Source organism: Leucobacter triazinivorans (assembly GCF_004208635.1).
Lineage (GTDB): Bacteria > Actinomycetota > Actinomycetes > Actinomycetales > Microbacteriaceae > Leucobacter > Leucobacter triazinivorans.
The window spans coordinates 159,617-176,868 of the sequence record NZ_CP035806.1; the positions used below are offsets into that span (position 1 = coordinate 159,617).

The following is a 17,252-nucleotide window of genomic DNA, read 5'->3' on the forward strand; positions in this document are numbered from 1 at the left end:
GGCGCGCGGTTCTGGTGCCTGATGGTCAACTCGGCCAGTCTATCGTCCTTCACGCGGCCTTCCATCCCGGGAGTACCACGCAGTCCCATCTCGCCAGATCCTGCAGCACGCTGCGATCGTGGGTCGACACGATCACCGCGGCCGGGATCTCGTGCAGGGCCGCGGTGAGCTCGTCGATCAGGGGGATCGAGAGATGATTCGTGGGCTCGTCGAGGATGAGCACCTCGGGCTGCGCGAGCAGGGTGAGCGCGAGATCGAGGCGGCGCCGCTGCCCGATCGAGAGCTCCCGGACCGGCGCCCGACGCTCCTCGGCGTCGAGCAGGCCGAGCGCGGCGAGCGGGACGATCCGCGTCTCCGGCAGCTCGTTGCGAGCGACGAGGCGGTCGGCGTACCTCCGATACCGCTCCGCCGCCGACTCGGGCCCCGCTTCGGCGACGCGGGACTCCTGCGCGAGGGCGGCGATCCTCACCCCGGCGCGGCGCATCACGCGACCCGATGCCGGCGCGAGCGCTCCCGAGAGGATGCCGAGCAGCGTCGACTTTCCCGCACCGTTCGGCCCCTGCACGAGCAGGCGGTCACCAGCGCTCAGGGCGCAGCTGATCGGCGTGGGCAGTCGCGGCTCGAGCGAGACCCGCTCGGCGGCCAGCAGTCTGCCCGGCGTCTCGACCCGGTAGTCGGGCGCGGCGAACCGCAGCGGGGGCTCCGGTGCGGCGACGGCGTGCGCCTCGAGTTCGCTCTGGCGCCGTCTCACGCTCTGGACGAGGCCCGGCGCGCGCGTCGCCCTCTGGTGCTTTCCCGTGCCCTTCGGCGGCTTCCACCCGGAGACGAGGCGCTGCTGCGCGACATCGAGCTGGTGGCGCAATCGGTCTGCGGTGTCGCTCTGCTCCGCGGACGCCTGCTCCCAGCGCGCGCGATCCGCGCGTTTGCCCGCAAGCCATCCCGCGTACCCGCCGCCGTAGACGCGCGGGGCGCCGTCGGCGGTGGGGTCGAGATCGACGAAGGTCTCGGCCGTCTCCTGGAGCAGCCGGCGGTCGTGGCTCACCAGGGCGACGCCGCCTGAACGAGTGCGGAGCGCGGCCGCGAGGGCGTCGAGCGCCGCGGCATCGAGATGGTTCGTGGGTTCGTCGAGCAGCAGGAGCTGCGCATCGCCTCCGAGCAGGCAGGCGAGGCGCACGCGGTAGCGCTGGCCGACCGAGAGTTCGCGCAGTGCGCGCGCCCGGTCGGTCTCCGCGCCGAGCGCTTCGAGGGCCACGGTGACCCTACGATCCGCGTCCCAGGCGTCGAGGCGCGTGGCGGTGTCGAGGGCGGCCGCATAGGCGTCCTCGCTCCGCGCACGCTCCGCGGCGCTCCCGCCGACGGTCATCGCCGCGGCTGCGGTGTCGAGCGCTGCCAGTGCGTCGAGGGAGTCCCGGATCGCGAACTCCACGGCGTCCCCGACGGTGCGGTCGCCCGCGGCGGGCATCTCCTGCTCGGCTGTGCCGATGCGGCCGTGCCTGAGCAGCGTCCCGGCCGATGCCGGCCGCAACCCGGCCAGTGCCGAGAGCAGCGTCGACTTCCCTCGGCCGTTCTCGCCGACGATGGCGATCCGCGATCCCTCGTGAATGGTGAGGTTCAGGCCGCTGATGACGGGGATCCCGCCGCGCTCGACGCACAGGTCTCGAGCGGTGATCTGGGCGCGCGAGTGCGCGGATGACGTTGCGTGCATGGTTGTACTCTCTACATCTGGCACCGGGTGCGGCTGAGCGCGCACGGCAGCGGTGCGTGGAACGGATCGTGCGGGGACGATCGGTTCTCAGATGAAGAAGTACATGCGCATGCAGAGAAGCCTAGCGCGAACCGCTGCATCGGACAATGCGCGAGGGGAGGCCCGGTCCGCTCGGACCGGGCCTCCCCTCGGTAGCGCTGTCGCGGTGCGAGCCGCGACAGCGCTCGGCGATGCGCCTACTCGGTGACGATCGTGGAGAACGCGTCTGAGTGATCCGCGAGCCAGGCCTCGACGGCGCCCTCGGAGTCGTCCACGTACTCGTCGCTCGTGATGAGCGACTCGAGCGCGCCGTAGGCGTCGTCGCTCAGCTGGATGCCCTCGAGGAGCTCGGCGATCTCCGGGTGCTCCTCACCGAACCCGGCCGGGCTGATGATGTGCAGGCCCTCGGGATCGCCCATCGCGCCCTTCGGATCCTCGAGATCCTTGAGATCGTACGAGCTGTAGGCCCAGAAGGGGCGCCACAGGGTCACGACGACCTCTTCCTGGTTGTCGATCGCGTCGCCCAGCACCGTGAGCATCGCGGCGGTCGACGAGGTCGCGAGCGTCCAGTCGTCGAGGCCGTAGGCGGGCATCATGGAGGTCTCGGTGACCTCGGTGAGGCCGGCGCCCGGCTCGATGCCGATGATCTCGTTGCCGAACATGTCGGCGTTGCCCGCCAGATCCTCCATCGAGTCGATCGACGAGTACGAGGGCACGGCGATCGTCAGCACGGCGTTGTCGTACCAGACGCTGTGCGACTCGAGGTCGTCTCCGAACTCCTCCCAGTAGCTGGCCTGGGTGACCTCGGGCCAGGCCGAGGCCCAGATGTCGATGTCGCCGTTCGCGAGCCCGGCGTACATCGGGCCGTTGTCGGTCAGCGGCTGGATCTCGACGTCGTAGTCCAGCTTCTCGAGCTGGTTGGCGACGAGGTAGGTCATGCTCTGGCCGTCGGTCCAGCCGTCGATGTAGCCGAGCGTGATGGTGTCCTTGGCCTCTCCGCCGCTCTCTCCGCCGTCGCCGGCCCCATCGGAGGAGCACGCCGTGAGGGCGAGCCCGGAGGCGGCTACGAGCGCGAGGAATCCCGTCATCTTCTTCTTCATCTTGCGTCCTTTCGTCGTTGGTACTGGTGGATCTGGTGCGCGGGCCCGGTCTCAGGCCGCCGCAGCGGCGACCGAGCGCTCGACCCGCCGCTTCTTCGCGATCGCCGAGAGCGAGTGCTGGAAGTCATTGGGGTTGCCGAGGGCCGCGGTGACGCGGTCGAGGTAGACGGCGATGATCACGACGCTCAGGCCGGCTTCGATTCCGAGCGCGAGGCGCTGCGTCGAGACCGCCGAGACGACGTCCATGCCGAGACCGCGCGCACCGACGAATCCGGCGAGGACGGCCATCGACAGCGAGAGCATGATCACCTGGTTGATGCCGGCCATGATCGTCGGCATCGCGAGGGGGAGCTGGATTCCGCGAAGGATCTTGCCCGGCGTGGCCCCGAAGGCCTGGCCGGCTTCCACCGTCTCAGAGTCGACGCCGCGAATTCCGAGCTCGGTGAATCGCACGCCGGGCGGGAGCGCGAAGATCACGGTCGCGAAGATGCCCGGCACGAAGCCGATGCTGAACAGCAGCACGGCGGGAATGAGGTAGACGAACGCCGGCATCGTCTGCATGAAGTCGAGCACCGGCTTGATGATCGCGCTGAACCGGTCGTTCTTCGCCGCCAGGATGCCGAACGGCACCGCGATGGCCACGGCGATGATCGTCGCGATCAGCACGAGGCCGAGGGTCTGCATGGCGCTCTCCCAGAACCCCATGGAGACGATCAGCAGGAACGAGAGCACGGTGCCCGCGGCGAACTGCCACGAGCGGATCGCCCAGCCGATGAGCGCGAAGAGCGCGATCAGCACGAAAAAGGGCACCGCGAGCAGGCCGTCGACGAGACCGTCGGTGACCGTGCGGATCACGATCGTGATGATGTCGATGAGCCACTCGAAGCTGTCCCTGAACCAGTCGAATGCGATCTCGCCCCAGTCGCCTACGGGGATGCGGAAGTTGTCCATCAGCGTGTCTCCTCGTGCAGGTCGAATCCGGGTGCGCCCTCGTGATCGTCGCCGTCCTCGGCGAGCATGCGGGTGATCGTGGCGGCGGGCACATCGGGGGTGGGCTCGATCACCGGGATCTCGGTGGTGGTCGCCGGCAGGTCCGCCAGCGCCGCGAGCAGCGTGACGCGGGGCACCACCCCGATGAGGCGATCCTGCTCATCGATGACCGCGACGGGCAGCGGGCTCTCGACGGCCAGCTCGAAGAGGTCGGCGATGAGCTGATCACGGGTCACCACCGACGGGGTCGGGCGCAAGCGCTCGGTCAGGTCGGCGCTGCCCTCTCGCACCTGCCGCAGCACGTCGCGATCGCGCACCACGCCGAGGAGCTTGCGCGACGAATCCGTGACGAAGCAGGCGGACGTCTGCAGGTCGCGCATCGTCTTCAGCGCGGTGCGCGGACCGGCCGAGGCGAACACGACCGCGTGGGGCGGCTCCATCACATCGCCCGCGGTGAGCACCCGCGCGCGGTCGACATCCTGCACGAACTGCGCGACGTAGTCGTTCGCGGGATCGGTCAGGATGTCGTTCGGGGAGCCGACCTGTACGATGCGGCCGTCGCGCATCACGGCGATGCGATCCCCGAGGAACATGGCCTCGTTGAGATCGTGGGTGATGAACACGATGGTCTTGCCCAGTTCCTGCTGCAGTTCGACGAGCTGCTCCTGCATCTCGCGCCGGATGAGCGGGTCGAGCGCCGAGAACGCCTCGTCCATGAGCAGGATGTCGGTGTCGGCCGCCAGGGCCCGTGCGATGCCGACGCGCTGCTGCATGCCGCCGGAGAGCTCTCCGGGGAAGCTGCGCTCCCAGCCGGAGAGGCCGACGCGCTCGAGCCAGCCGCGCGCACGCTCCTGACGCTCGGCCGTGGCGACACCCTGCAGTTCGAGGCCGTAGGCGACGTTGTCGAGCACGGTGCGGTGGGGAAGCAGGGCGAAGTGCTGGAACACCATGGACATGTGGTCGCGGCGCAGCTCGCGCAGCTCGGCGGCGCCGCGGCCGACCACCTCGCTGCCGTTCACCCGGATCGACCCCTCGGTGGTCGGATTGAGGCCGTTGAGCATGCGGATCAGCGTCGACTTGCCGGAGCCGCTGAGCCCCATCACGACGAAGATCTCGCCAGGGTGCACCTCGAAACTCGCGTCGATCACGGCCGCGGTGCCCTGGGGGCGCAGTTCGTCTCGAGACGCGCCCTGCTGCAGCCGCTTCACGACCTCCTTCGGCCGACGGCCGAAGACCTTGTAGGCGCCCTCGACCGCGATCGCCGGCGCACCGACGCTTTCGCGATCGGGCTGTTCAGTTGTTCTCGTCACTTCTTCACTTCCTCTGGAGCGGAGTCGCAGGTCGGCGACGCGGATATGACGCGGACCTGGGCACACTGACTGGGGGCATGCCTCGGAACCGGCCTCCCAACAGGCCGGATATCGTATGGCGGAATGCGTACCGGCCACCTGCCGTCGTGCCGACCGTTCGGTTCGCCGTAGCTCAGCGAGATTGGTTCCGAGGGGCACGACGAGCGGCACGGGTGCTCACTCGACGCTGATCCGACGCTAACAACGTCGCTGCGCGAGATGCAAGGCGAGGCGTCCGCCCGCACGGGGGCTGAAGGCGACGAATACAGCTGTGACCGGGGTTTCCTCCCGCAGTCCATCGTTATCGGGACGTTACACAGTGCGGTGCGCGCGAGGCTCCGCAGAAGGCCGACGGGCTCGGCGCGAATGCGGTAAACTCGAGACAACGACTGCGAGCCGGCCATCACCGGGGAGTCTTCGGAAGAACAGCGGCACCGCTCACCGCGAGCTGGGGTGCCGCCCACTAGAACCGAACGGGAATGGCCCGTCACAGCCGAACAAAGTGGCCGCGCGCCGCGCCGAGTGGCGCGGGACACGGCAAGCGGGGTGGTACCGCGGGATGGAGAGCATGGATCTCCGATCTCGTCCCGGCATGAGAACGATCCGGGCGGCGACCGCGAATGTCGGCGGTCGTCGGCAACATGGATCGCAGCACGTCAGCAGCCGGAATCGAGAAGGACCCCATGCCGTACCCCCAGCAGCACACTCCAGGCATTCCGTCATCCGCCGCGGAGCAGCCGCAGCCCGCCGGTGTCAGCCCGTCGCCGAAGCTCCCCGAGATCGAACAGCGCGTGCTCGCCTTCTGGCGAGACGACGACACCTTCCGCGAGTCGATCCGCAATCGCGAGGGCGCCGAGGAATGGGTCTTCAACGACGGCCCGCCGTTCGCCAACGGCCTGCCGCACTACGGGCATCTGCTGACGGGCTACGCGAAAGACGTGTTCCCGCGTTTCCAGACGATGCGGGGGCGCAGGGTCGAGCGCCGCTTCGGCTGGGACACGCACGGTCTTCCGGCCGAGCTCGAGGCGATGAAGCAGCTCGGCATCACGGAGAAGTCCGAGATCGAAGAGATGGGCGTCGCCGCCTTCAACGAGAAGGCGCGCGCCTCGGTGCTGCAGTACACCCGCGAGTGGGAGGACTACGTCACCCGGCAGGCGCGCTGGGTCGACTTCGAGAATGACTACAAGACGCTCAACCTCGGGTACATGGAGAGCGTCATCTGGGCCTTCAAACGGCTCTACGACACGGGCCTCGCCTACGAGGGCTCCCGTATCCTGCCGTACTGCTGGCGCGACGAGACCCCGCTCTCCAACCACGAGCTGCGCATGGACGACGACGTCTACCAGATGCGGCAGGATCCGTCTGTCACGGTCGCCTTCCCGCTCACGGGAGCCCGTGCGGAGGAGCTCGGGCTCACCGGCGTGCGCGCGCTCGCCTGGACCACGACGCCCTGGACACTGCCGACCAACCTCGCCCTCGCCGTGGGGCCGGGGATCGCGTACGCGGTCGTCCCCGCCGGTCCGGCCGGTGCCGCGGACGGGGCCGCCGCGGGGGAGCACCACTACCTGCTCGCGGCGGATCTGGTCGCGAACCACGACAAGGAGCTCGGCTACGAGTCCGCCGAGGCCGCTCGCGAGGCGGTCGAGCGCACCGTGCTCGGCGCCGAGCTTTCGGGCGTGCACTACGAGCGACTCTTCGACTACTACGCAGATGCCGAGGCCTGGGGCACGGAGAACGCCTGGCAGATCCTCGTCGACGACTACGTCTCGACCGCCGACGGCACGGGAATCGTGCACCAGGCCCCGGCCTACGGCGAGGACGACATGCGCATCTGCGCCGCGGCCGGGATCCCGGTGATCGTGAGCGTCGACGACAGCGGCCGCTTCCTGAAATCGGTCCCCGACGTCGCGGGCGAGCTCTGGGCCGATGCGAATCGGCCCCTCATCCGGCTGCTGAAGCAGCGCGGGCGGCTGCTGCGCGAGGCGAGCTACGAGCACTCGTACCCGCACTGCTGGCGCTGCCGCAATCCGCTCATCTACAAGGCGGTCTCGAGCTGGTTCGTGCGCGTCACCGAGATCAAGGACCGCATGCTCGAGGTCAACGAGCAGATCACGTGGGTGCCCGAGAATGTCAAGCACGGACAGTTCGGCAAGTGGCTCGAGGGCGCGCGGGACTGGTCGATCAGCCGCAATCGCTACTGGGGGTCTCCCATCCCCGTGTGGAAGAGCGACGACCCCGATCACCCGCGCGTCGACGTCTACGGCTCCGTCGCCGAGCTCGAGGCCGACTTCGGCGAGCTGCCGCGCAACGAGGCCGGCGAGATCGACCTGCACCGGCCGTACATCGACGCGCTGACGCGGCCGAACCCGGACGACCCGAGCGGGCGCTCCACGATGCGCCGCATCGAGGACGTGCTGGACGTCTGGTTCGACTCGGGGTCGATGCCCTTCGCGCAGGTGCACTACCCGTTCGAGAACCAGGACTGGTTCGACACGCACCAGCCCGCCGACTTCATCGTCGAGTACATCGGGCAGACCCGCGGCTGGTTCTACGTGCAGCACGTGCTCGCGACCGCGCTCTTCGACCGTCCGGCGTTCACCAATGTGATCAGCCATGGCATCGTGCTCGGCAGCGACGGCAACAAGATGTCGAAGTCGCTGCGCAACTATCCCGACGTCAACGAGGTCTTCGATCGCGACGGCTCGGACGCGATGCGGTGGTTCCTCATGGCCTCGCCCGTCGTGCGCGGCGGCAACCTCATCGTCACGGAGGAGGGCATCCGCGAGGGCGTGCGGCAGTTCATCCTGCCGCTGTGGAACAGCTGGTACTTCTTCAGCCTCTACGCCAACGCCGACGGACTCGACGCCGTACGGCGCACCGACTCGACGGACCCGCTCGACCGGTACATCCTGGCCAAGACCGGGCAGCTGATCCGCGACGTCGAGGCGCACCTGGAGGGGCTCGACACCACCTCTGCCGCGGAGGCGCTGCGCGCCTACGCTGAGGTGCTCACCAACTGGTACGTGCGGCGCTCGCGCGATCGCTTCTGGGAGGGCGTCGCGGGGGGCAACGGCAAGCCCTCGGCTGAGAAGGCGCAGAACCGGCAGGCCTTCGACACGCTGTACACCGTGCTCGAGACCGTGGCCCGCGTCGCGGCGCCACTGGCCCCGCTCGTCACGGAGGAGCTGTGGCGCGGCCTCGGCTACACGGAGGGGTGCAGCGGCGGCCGCTCGGTACATCTCGAAGACTGGCCGCACGCTGCGGAGTTCCCCGAGGATCCCGAGCTCGTCGCCGCGATGGACGAGGTGCGTCAGATCACCTCCCAGGCGCTCGCGCTGCGCAAGGCCCGCCGCCTGCGCGTGCGGCTCCCGCTCGCAGAGCTCACCGTCGTCACCTCGCGCCCGCAGGCGCTCGAGCCCTTCGCCGACATCCTGCGCGAGGAGCTGAACGTCAAGTCGGTGCGCCTCGTGCAGCAGACCGAGACCAGCGCGGACGAGCACGGCATCGTGCAGACGCTCGCGGTGAACGCCCGCGCTGCCGGTCCGCGGCTCGGCAAGCAGGTGCAGCAGGCCATCAGAGCGGCGAAGTCCGGCGACTGGAGTGAGGAGGACGGCGTCGTCTATGTCGGTCTTTCCGCCGCGGGCGCTGCCGGCGGCATCGCGCTCGAGCCGCAGGAGTACGAGCTCACGCTGAAGGTCGGCGATGGAACTGATGAGGGCCCCGCGCTCGCGCTCATCCCGGGCGGCGGCTTCGTGCTGCTCGTGACGGAGACGACACCCGAGCTCGAGGCGGAGGGCATCGCGCGCGACGCGATCCGCGCGGTGCAGGAGGCGCGCAAGAATGCGGGCCTCGATGTGAGCGACCGGATCGTGCTCGCGCTGAACGCCGCGCCGGAGCACGCACAAGCGCTCGAGACGCACCGCGAGCTCATCGCCGCGGAGACACTCGCGGTCGGCTTCGCGGCGCAGGCGCTGCCGGCCGACGAGTTCGCCGGCATGCTGCAGCAGCTGCCCGAGACGGGTCCCGGTGTCTTCATGTCGAGCGCACAGGCACTCGGATCCGCCAAGGACCCGATGGTCGTCACGATCGATGCCACCGATCACTGGAACACGGAGGCCGACAAGTGAGCACCGCAGCCGAGCGGGTCTACGCCGAACTGCTGGAGCGGGTCGGCGAAGCGAACCCGCGCCCGCGCATCGAGCCGGTGCGGCGCCTCGCCGAGCTCGCCGGTTCGCCGCAACTGTCCTACCCGGTGATCCAGGTCGCCGGCACGAACGGCAAGACCTCCACCAGCCGCGCCATCGAGTCGCTGCTGCGCGCGCACGGGCTGCGCACCGGGCTCTTCACGAGCCCCCACCTCGTCGACTTCACCGAGCGCTTCCAGATCGACGGCGCGCCCATCGACGGTGACGTTCTCGCGGCGGCGTGGTACGAACTGCGGTTGCCGCTCGAGGTCGTCGACGCCGAGCTGCTGGCCTCGCAGCAGGGTCCCATCACGTTCTTCGAGGCCCTCGCCGTGCTCGCCTTCACCGCCTTCGCCGACGCACCCGTGGAGGCCGCGGTCATCGAAGTCGGCATGGGCGGGGAGTGGGACGCCACGAACATCGCGGACGCGAGGGTCGCGGTGTTCACCCCGATCGACCTCGACCACACCGCGATCCTCGGCCCCGACATCGAGACGATCGCGCGCACGAAGGCCGGCATCGTCAAGCCGGGCAGCACGGTGGTCACCGCCGAGCAGGATCCGGCCGCGCTCGCGGAGCTCGAGGATGCCGCGGAGCGCAACGGATCACGTTTCGTCGTGCAGGGACGGGACTTCCGCCTGGTGGAGGATCGACTCGCCGTCGGCGGACGGCAGATCGATGTCGCGGGACCCAGCGGGTACGCCTACGATCCCGCCTTCGTGCCGCTGTTCGGCCGTCATCAGGCGGAGAACACCGTGCTCGCGATCGCGGCCGTGGAGGCGTTCTTCGGCGCCGAGCGTCCGATCCCCGAGGAGGTGCTCGACGAGGGGCTCGCACAGCTGACCGTGCCGGGACGCCTGCAGCTCATCAGCGCCGATCCGGTCGTCTACGTCGACTCCGCCCACAACCCGCACGGAGCCGAGGCGCTCGTGCGGGCGGTCTCCGAGTCCTTCGCCTTCGAGGAACTGGCGCTCGTCGTGGGCGTGCTCGCCGAGAAGGACGCCGACGGAGTGCTCGCGGCGCTCGCCCCGGTCGCCCACCGCGTCACGCTGACGCCCGTGGCGTCCCCGCGCAGCACGGATGCCGTCGCACTGCACGGGATCGCCGAGGAGGCCATCCCGGACACTCCGATCGAGGTGGCCGAGTCGCTGCCCGAGGCGCTCGACGAGGCGCGCGCCTGGGCCGAACGGGCGGAGGGTCGTGCGGTCCTCGTCGTCGGATCGGTGCTGCTCGCGGGTGAGGCGATCGCCCACTCCCGAGACGAGGGATGGGGGATCGCATGACTCCGGTCGCCTCCGCACCGCAGCCCGACGACGAGCCGGAACTGCAGCTCTCGCCTTCGGAGACCATGGCCCACAACTCGGCGATGCGCCTCGCGGGATCCCGTCGCGGCCAGCGTTCGACCCAGAAGGCGCTCGCGTCGATCGTGCTGGGATTCGAGCTCATCATCGTCGTGCTGATCGGCCTCACCCTGTTCGGCCTGAGCGTGCTCGAACCGCGCGAACTCGGGCTGGTCATCGGAGGGGGGCTCGCCGCCGTGATCGTGCTGGGCCTCGCCACCGTGCGCCTCGGCCGCGTCGGCATCGTGATCGGCTGGATCGTGCACGCGCTCATGCTCGGAACCGCGATCCTGCTGCCCCAGGCGCTGATCGTGGGCCTGCTGTTCACGGCGCTCTGGATCTACTGCATGGTCAAGGGCGCACAGATCGATCGGGCACGGCTGCAGTGGCTCGCCGCGCAAGACGGCTAAGCTGGGAGATCGGGATCCGAATGGGCCCGCAGTTTTCCCGTGTGACGAAGGAGCGTGCATGTCCGTAGAAGCAACCCTGATCCTGGTGAAGCCGGATGGCGTCGCGCGCGGCCTGACCGGCGAGATCCTGCGTCGCATCGAGGCGAAGGGGTACCGGCTCGCCGATCTGGCGTACGTGCACGCCGATCGCGAGCTGCTCGCCGCCCACTACGCCGAGCACGAGGGCAAGCCCTTCTACGAGCCGCTCATCGAGTTCATGAGCTCCGGCCCGATCGTCGCGATCCGAGCCGAGGGCGAGCGAGTGATCGAGGGGTTCCGCGTGCTCGCGGGCACGACCGACCCGACGACGGCGGCGCCGGGAACGATTCGCGGCGACCTGGGCCGCGACTGGGGTCTGCGAGTGCAGCAGAATCTGGTGCACGGCTCCGACTCCGTCGAGTCCGCCGAGCGCGAGCTGGGGCTCTGGTTCGCGTAGTCGACCGCGAAGGTCGGATGTCGGGTGCCGCGCGGAGCGTGTCTGCATGAGCTCCGCCGCGCCGATCTCCCTGCGTCCCGCTGAAGCGCGCCGTATCGCGCTCGCGGCGCAGGGGTTCGCCGGCACTGCTCGATTCCGGCGGCATCGGCCCTTCGACCCGGCGCTGCGCCGCCTGCACGTGCTGCAGATCGATTCCGTCAACGTCTTCGCGCGCAGCCACTACCTGCCGCTCTTCTCCCGGCACGGCGACTACGATCCGATCGCGCTCGACCGGCATCTGTGGCAGAGCGGGGAGTTCACGGAGTACTGGGCCCACGAGGCCGCGTTCGTCCCGGTGAACGACCGCGCCCTCTTCGGCTGGCGCATGGAGGAGTACCGCGAACGCAGTGCCGTCGAAGGACGGACGGATGCGCTGGCCGCGAGCGCGGCTCGGGTGCGCGACGTGCTGGCCGACGGCCAACCGCGACTGGTGCGCGAGCTGGAGACGGAGCCCCGCGGGCCGCGGGGGCCGTGGTGGGACTGGAGCGACACGAAGCGGGCCGTGGAATTGCTCTTCGCTCAGGGAGAGGTGGTCGCGGCGGGGCGCGAGAACTTTCAGCGGCGGTACACCCTTGCCGAGCACGCACTGCCCGCATCCGCTCTGCGCTCCGTACCTCGTCAAGAGGCGCAGCGGGCGCTCGTCGAGCGCGCGGCGCAGTCGCTCGGGGTGGCGACGCTCGCAGATGTCGCGGACTACCACCGGCTGAAGACGGCGGATGCGCGTGCCGCGCTGCGGGATCTGGAGGACGAGGGACTCGTGATCCCGGTGCGCGTCGCCGGATGGACGCGGCCCTCGGGCTCGCCGGAGCCGGCGTGGATGCACCGCGACGGCCGGCTGCCCGCGCGGCTCGCCCCGGATGCGCTGCTCACGCCGTTCGACCCGGTGGTCTGGTTCCGGCCGCGCGCCGAGCGCCTCTTCGACTTCCACTACCGCATCGAGATCTACACGCCCAAGGAGCGACGGCGCTACGGCTATTACTGCCTGCCGCTCATGGTCGGCGGGCGGCTCGCGGGACGCATCGATTTGAAGGCCGATCGAACGGACCGCGCGCTGCTGGTGCAGGCCGCCTGGCAGGAGGATCGCGCACCGGCGCGCACCCCCGAGGTCGCGGTCGAGTTGCTGCAGCGCGCCGCGAGCTGGCAGGGACTGCACGAGGTGCGGGTGAGCGGGATCGGCAACCTGCGGCTGCCGCAACGCTTCGACGCGGGTTGAGCCGAGGCGATGCCTACGCCGGGGGCAGCACGTCGAGCAGGTCCGCGAAGACTGCTGCGGGCAGATCCGGATCCTCGCCCGTGCCGTTGATGAGGATCGCCGCGACTCGCTCGGACTCGGGATCGTACATCACGAGGCTCTGGAAGCCGAGCCCGTTCCCGGTGTGCCCCAGCCACCCCTCGAGCTCGCCCAGCGCGAATCCGTACCGGTCGTAGAATGGGCTCGCCGGGTCGTCGGCGATCGAGCCGAGCGAACGGATGCGCTCGCGCTGCGCGGCCTCGTCGACGAGTGAGCCGCTGCCGAGCGCCCGGCCCCAGTCCGCGAGGTCCGAGACGTCTCCCGTCAGTCCGCCCGCGGCCCCGAACCAGCCGGGCGCGACGACGGGCAATTCCTCGACCGCCTCGCCGTGATCGAGAGCGAAGCCGGTGGCGTCGAACTCGGGGTCCAGGAACCCGTACTCGAGCGACTCGAGGCCGAGCGGCCGGGCGATCCGCTCGTCCACCTGCGACACCCACGAGTCTCCCGTCGCGCGCTCGATGATCTCGCCGAGCAGCAGCGTGTTGGTGTTCGAGTACTCGTACGCCGAGCCGGGCGAGAACACCGGACTCTCGGCGTAGGCGAGGGCGAGCAGCTCGGAGACCCCAGGTTCGCGCGCGGGATCCCTCGAGAGCAGCTCCCCGAGGCCGGGCTGCGCGGAGTAGTTCGCGATCCCGGAGCGCATCGCGCCGAGTTGCTCGACGGTGATATCGTCGCCGCCGGGCACCCCGTCGACGAAGTCGCTCACCGGAGCGTCGAGGTCCACGCGCCCCTCGGCTGCGAGCTGCAGCACGACCGTGCCGACGAGCGACTTCGTGATGCTGCGGTAGGCGAAGCGGGTCTCGGGCTCAACCGGACGTCCCGGCGCGGCCTCGCCCATCACGACGACACTGCTGGCGCCGTCCGCCGCAGTGACGATCACCGCGGCTCCGGGAACCCCCGAGCTGTCGAGGGAGCGCTCCACGGCGGCCTCGAGCTCGGACGGCGTGGGAAGCGTCTCGGCCGGCTCGGGCTCCGGAACCTGCGTCTGCCCCGGGGACGCCGCGCACCCCGCGATCGTGAGCGCGACGAGGGAGGACAGGGCGAGGGCGGCCAAGCGGCGCGAGAGCGGCATGCTCCCATCCAATCACAGCCCGCCTCAGTCGGCCGTCGGCGGCGCCGCAGAGCGTTCCGCGCCGGGAGCGCGCGACGCTCGGGAGTGATTGGTCGCGGCGGTGATGGCGCGCACCACGACGGCGACGATCACGAGGTTGAGCAGCATCTGGATCGCCACGGCGACGCGGGCCGACGAGGCGACGGGGACGATATCCCCGAACCCCACCGTCGTCAGTACTGTCGCCGAGAAGTAGACCGCGTCGATCTTGTCCAGCGGCTCGTTGAAGGCGTCGGGATCGACCGAGGACATGACCACGTACGCTCCCGCGGAGACCAGGATCGCAAGGGGCAGCAGGAGTGCGATGGCTTCCACCGCGCGCAGGACCGGGATCGGGGAGACCGCGATGATGCGCAGCTGCCAGACGACGCTCAGGGCGAAGAGCGCGGTCCCTCCGATGAAGTAGAGCAGCGGCGGCGAGTCGATCGCGTCGAGCGGCAGGAACCAGTACGCGACGAACAGTCCGAGGCCGGTCGCGCCGCTTCGCACGAGCACCCACAGCAGCGTGCGTCGGCTCAGACGGGTCGACCGGGCGGCGAGCACACCGGCATCGTCGCGGCTCATGCGCAGACCGCCGCCTGCGGTGCCGCGGACAGTGCGAGGTCGATGCGATGCGCGTCCACTCCTGGAGTCTCCCTCTGCTCGGTGCGCCGGGTCCCGTCCGTCCGCCGCGGCGATGCGCCTACTCTATACGGCTCCCGGAGGGTCGTCCGCTGCGGTCCGCGCGGCATCGGGAGAGAGCTGCCGCCGCACCTCTTCGAGCAGTGCCTCCGGGTCGTCCGCCCAGAACCGCAGCAGTTCGACCTCGTGAGAGCCGCCCCGTGGCGGCAGCCCCGGCAACCGCACGCAGAGGGGCCGCTCCAGCTCGATCTCGAGGCGTGGGCTCCTCGTGCGCCGATCGCGAATACTGGATACGAATGTCGGGGGCCCCGAGTAGTCTCGAAGCCATGGAACCCACCCGCAGCGTCCGCCCGTTCGAAGTGGTCAGCGAGTACGAGCCGAGCGGCGATCAACCGAAAGCGATCGACGAGCTCGCGCGCCGCATCAATGCGGGCGAGACCGATGTCGTGCTGCTCGGCGCGACCGGCACGGGCAAGTCCGCCACCACCGCGTGGCTCATCGAGGCGGTGCAGCGTCCGACGCTCGTCCTGGCCCACAACAAGACCCTCGCGGCACAGCTCGCCAGCGAGTTCCGGCAGCTGCTGCCCAACAACGCGGTCGAGTACTTCGTCAGCTACTACGACTACTACCAGCCCGAGGCGTACGTGCCGCAGACCGACACGTTCATCGAGAAGGACTCGTCGGTCAATGCCGAAGTCGAGCGGTTGCGCCACTCCACCACCAACGCGCTGCTCTCGCGCCGCGACACGGTCGTCGTCTCCACGGTCTCGTGCATCTACGGCCTGGGGAAGCCCGAGGAGTACTACGAGGCGATGGTGCCGCTCGCCGTCGGCGACGTGTTGGATCGCGACGTGCTGCTGCGCCGCTTCGTCGACATGCAGTACCAGCGCAACGACATCGAGTTCGTGCGCGGCAACTTCCGCGTGCGGGGCGACACCGTCGAGATCATTCCGATGTACGAGGAGCTCGCGATCCGGATCGAGTTCTTCGGCGACGAGATCGAGGCGCTCTATTATCTTCACCCCGTGACGGGCGACGTGATCAAGCAGGTGGAGACCGTCTCGGTGTTCCCCGGCTCCCACTACGTCGCCAGCCGCACGGTGATGAACCGGGCGATGGGCACCATCGCCGAGGAGCTCGACGGGCGCAGTCGCGAACTCAAGCAGCAGAACAAGCTGGTCGAGGAGCAGCGCCTGCGCATGCGCACGACGTTCGACCTCGAGATGATGGAGCAGATCGGATTCTGCTCGGGGATCGAGAACTACTCCCGACACATCGACGGGCGGCAGCCGGGGGAGGCGCCGCACTGCCTGCTCGACTACTTCCCGGACGACTTCCTCGTCGTGATCGACGAGTCGCACGTCACCGTTCCCCAGATCGGCGCGATGTACGAGGGCGACGCCTCGCGCAAGCGCACCCTGGTCGATCACGGCTTCCGGCTGCCGAGCGCGCTCGACAACCGGCCGCTCAAGTTCGGCGAGTTCAAGGAGCGGGTCGGTCAGACCGTGTACCTCTCCGCCACGCCGGGCTCGTACGAGATGGAACTGGCGGACGGCGTGGTCGAGCAGATCATCCGCCCCACCGGCCTCGTCGATCCCGAGATCGTCGTGAAGCCGTCGCAGGGTCAGATCGACGACTTGCTCGAGGAGGTGCGGGTGCGCGCCGAACGAGACGAGCGCGTGCTCGTCACCACACTCACCAAGAAGATGGCCGAGCAGCTCACCACATTCATGGAGGAGGCCGGGATCCGGGTGCGCTACCTGCACTCCGACGTCGATACGCTGCGCCGCGTCGAACTGCTCACCGAGCTGCGCGCCGGCGTGTACGACGTGCTCGTCGGCATCAACCTGCTGCGCGAGGGTCTCGACCTGCCCGAGGTCTCCCTCGTCTCGATCCTCGACGCCGACAAGGAGGGGTTCCTGCGCTCCTCGACCTCCCTCATCCAGACCATCGGCCGCGCCGCCCGAAACGTCTCCGGCCAGGTGCACATGTACGCCGACACCGTCACCCGATCCATGCGCGAGGCGATCGACGAGACGAACCGCCGGCGCGAGATCCAGGTCGCGTACAACACGGAGCACGGCATCGATCCGCAGCCGCTGCGCAAGAAGATCGGCGACATCACCGAGATGCTTGCGCGCGAGGCTGCGGACACCGAGGACGTGCTCTCGCGAACGGGCGCTCACGCCCAGCGCACGGGCGCGTCACCGCAGCGGGCGAAGGGCAAGGCGGCCGCGCGCGCCGGGGCGATCGCGGGCGAGGGCGCCGCCAAGCTCGAGGAGCTCATCGCCGACCTCACCGGGCAGATGCTCTCGGCCGCCGAGGAGCTCAAGTTCGAGCTCGCGGCCAGGCTGCGCGACGAGGTCGCCGAGCTCAAGCGCGAGCTGCGCAGCATGGACGCGGCGGGGCATCTCTGAGCCCCTGAGACCTCACGCCGTGGGGTGTGCTGCCTGCCGGGCCGCACCCTGAAACCACAGGTCTGCACCCAAGTCACAGGTGTGCACCCAAGTCACAGGTGTGCACCCAAGTCACAGGTGTGCACCCAAGTCACAGGTCTGCACCGAACACGCTGCCGCGAGGCTGCACACCCATGGGGAT

At 69.5% G+C, this 17,252-nt stretch carries 12 protein-coding genes; 6 read left to right on the top strand and 6 right to left on the bottom strand.

Features of this window, described 5'->3' with window-relative positions:
• Positions 1 to 49: 49 nt before the first annotated feature.
• From EVS81_RS00765 to EVS81_RS00780, 4 genes are all read right to left on the bottom strand, one after another.
• Positions 50 to 1,705 carry an ATP-binding cassette domain-containing protein gene (locus EVS81_RS00765; protein WP_130108700.1) on the bottom strand — a complete coding sequence of 552 codons (1,656 nt, stop codon included), beginning with the start codon at positions 1,703 to 1,705 and terminating at the stop codon, positions 50 to 52.
• Between the two features lie 236 nt (positions 1,706 to 1,941).
• The gene (locus EVS81_RS00770) at positions 1,942 to 2,844 is read right to left on the bottom strand and encodes a glycine betaine ABC transporter substrate-binding protein (protein ID WP_130108701.1); all 903 of its coding nucleotides are present in this window, start codon (positions 2,842 to 2,844) and stop codon (positions 1,942 to 1,944) included.
• A gap of 51 nt (positions 2,845 to 2,895) precedes the next feature.
• Positions 2,896 to 3,795 (bottom strand): ABC transporter permease, encoded by a 900-nt coding sequence (locus EVS81_RS00775; RefSeq protein WP_130108702.1) that lies wholly within the window; start codon positions 3,793 to 3,795, stop codon positions 2,896 to 2,898.
• The gene (locus EVS81_RS00780; RefSeq protein WP_240739901.1) at positions 3,795 to 5,144 is read right to left on the bottom strand and encodes a quaternary amine ABC transporter ATP-binding protein; all 1,350 of its coding nucleotides are present in this window, start codon (positions 5,142 to 5,144) and stop codon (positions 3,795 to 3,797) included. Before EVS81_RS00780 ends, EVS81_RS00775 begins: the two co-directional genes overlap by 1 nt.
• Before the next feature lie 722 nt (positions 5,145 to 5,866).
• On the opposite strand from EVS81_RS00780, the gene ileS reads away from it, so the two are divergent.
• Genes ileS through EVS81_RS00805 form a run of 5 tightly spaced genes read left to right on the top strand, consistent with a single transcriptional unit; the run spans position 5,867 to position 12,844 of the window.
• Positions 5,867 to 9,310 carry an isoleucine--tRNA ligase gene (gene ileS, locus EVS81_RS00785; RefSeq protein WP_130108703.1) on the top strand — a complete coding sequence of 1,148 codons (3,444 nt, stop codon included), beginning with the start codon at positions 5,867 to 5,869 and terminating at the stop codon, positions 9,308 to 9,310.
• Positions 9,307 to 10,650, top strand: a complete 1,344-nt coding sequence (locus tag EVS81_RS00790; protein WP_130108704.1) for a bifunctional folylpolyglutamate synthase/dihydrofolate synthase — start codon at positions 9,307 to 9,309, stop codon at positions 10,648 to 10,650. Before ileS ends, EVS81_RS00790 begins: the two co-directional genes overlap by 4 nt.
• Positions 10,647 to 11,117 carry a DUF4233 domain-containing protein gene (locus EVS81_RS00795; RefSeq protein ID WP_240739902.1) on the top strand — a complete coding sequence of 157 codons (471 nt, stop codon included), beginning with the start codon at positions 10,647 to 10,649 and terminating at the stop codon, positions 11,115 to 11,117. The genes EVS81_RS00790 and EVS81_RS00795 overlap by 4 nt, the downstream gene beginning before the upstream one ends.
• Positions 11,118 to 11,175: 58 nt before the next feature.
• The gene (gene ndk / locus EVS81_RS00800; protein WP_130108706.1) at positions 11,176 to 11,592 is read left to right on the top strand and encodes a nucleoside-diphosphate kinase; all 417 of its coding nucleotides are present in this window, start codon (positions 11,176 to 11,178) and stop codon (positions 11,590 to 11,592) included.
• 46 nt (positions 11,593 to 11,638) lie between these two features.
• Positions 11,639 to 12,844, top strand: a complete 1,206-nt coding sequence (locus tag EVS81_RS00805; protein ID WP_130108707.1) for a winged helix-turn-helix domain-containing protein — start codon at positions 11,639 to 11,641, stop codon at positions 12,842 to 12,844.
• 13 nt (positions 12,845 to 12,857) lie between these two features.
• Here EVS81_RS00805 and EVS81_RS00810 read toward each other — a convergent pair whose 3' ends face one another.
• Positions 12,858 to 13,994 carry a serine hydrolase domain-containing protein gene (locus EVS81_RS00810; RefSeq protein ID WP_130108708.1) on the bottom strand — a complete coding sequence of 379 codons (1,137 nt, stop codon included), beginning with the start codon at positions 13,992 to 13,994 and terminating at the stop codon, positions 12,858 to 12,860.
• 24 nt (positions 13,995 to 14,018) lie between these two features.
• Entirely contained in the window at positions 14,019 to 14,597 is a 579-nt protein-coding gene (locus tag EVS81_RS00815; RefSeq protein WP_130108709.1) for a potassium channel family protein, read from the bottom strand.
• A 383-nt stretch (positions 14,598 to 14,980) separates the two neighbouring features.
• Between EVS81_RS00815 and uvrB the strand changes: the two genes are divergently transcribed.
• Positions 14,981 to 17,071, top strand: coding sequence for an excinuclease ABC subunit UvrB (gene uvrB / locus EVS81_RS00820; protein ID WP_130108710.1), 2,091 nt, complete (start codon positions 14,981 to 14,983; stop codon positions 17,069 to 17,071).
• Positions 17,072 to 17,252 lie beyond the last annotated feature (181 nt).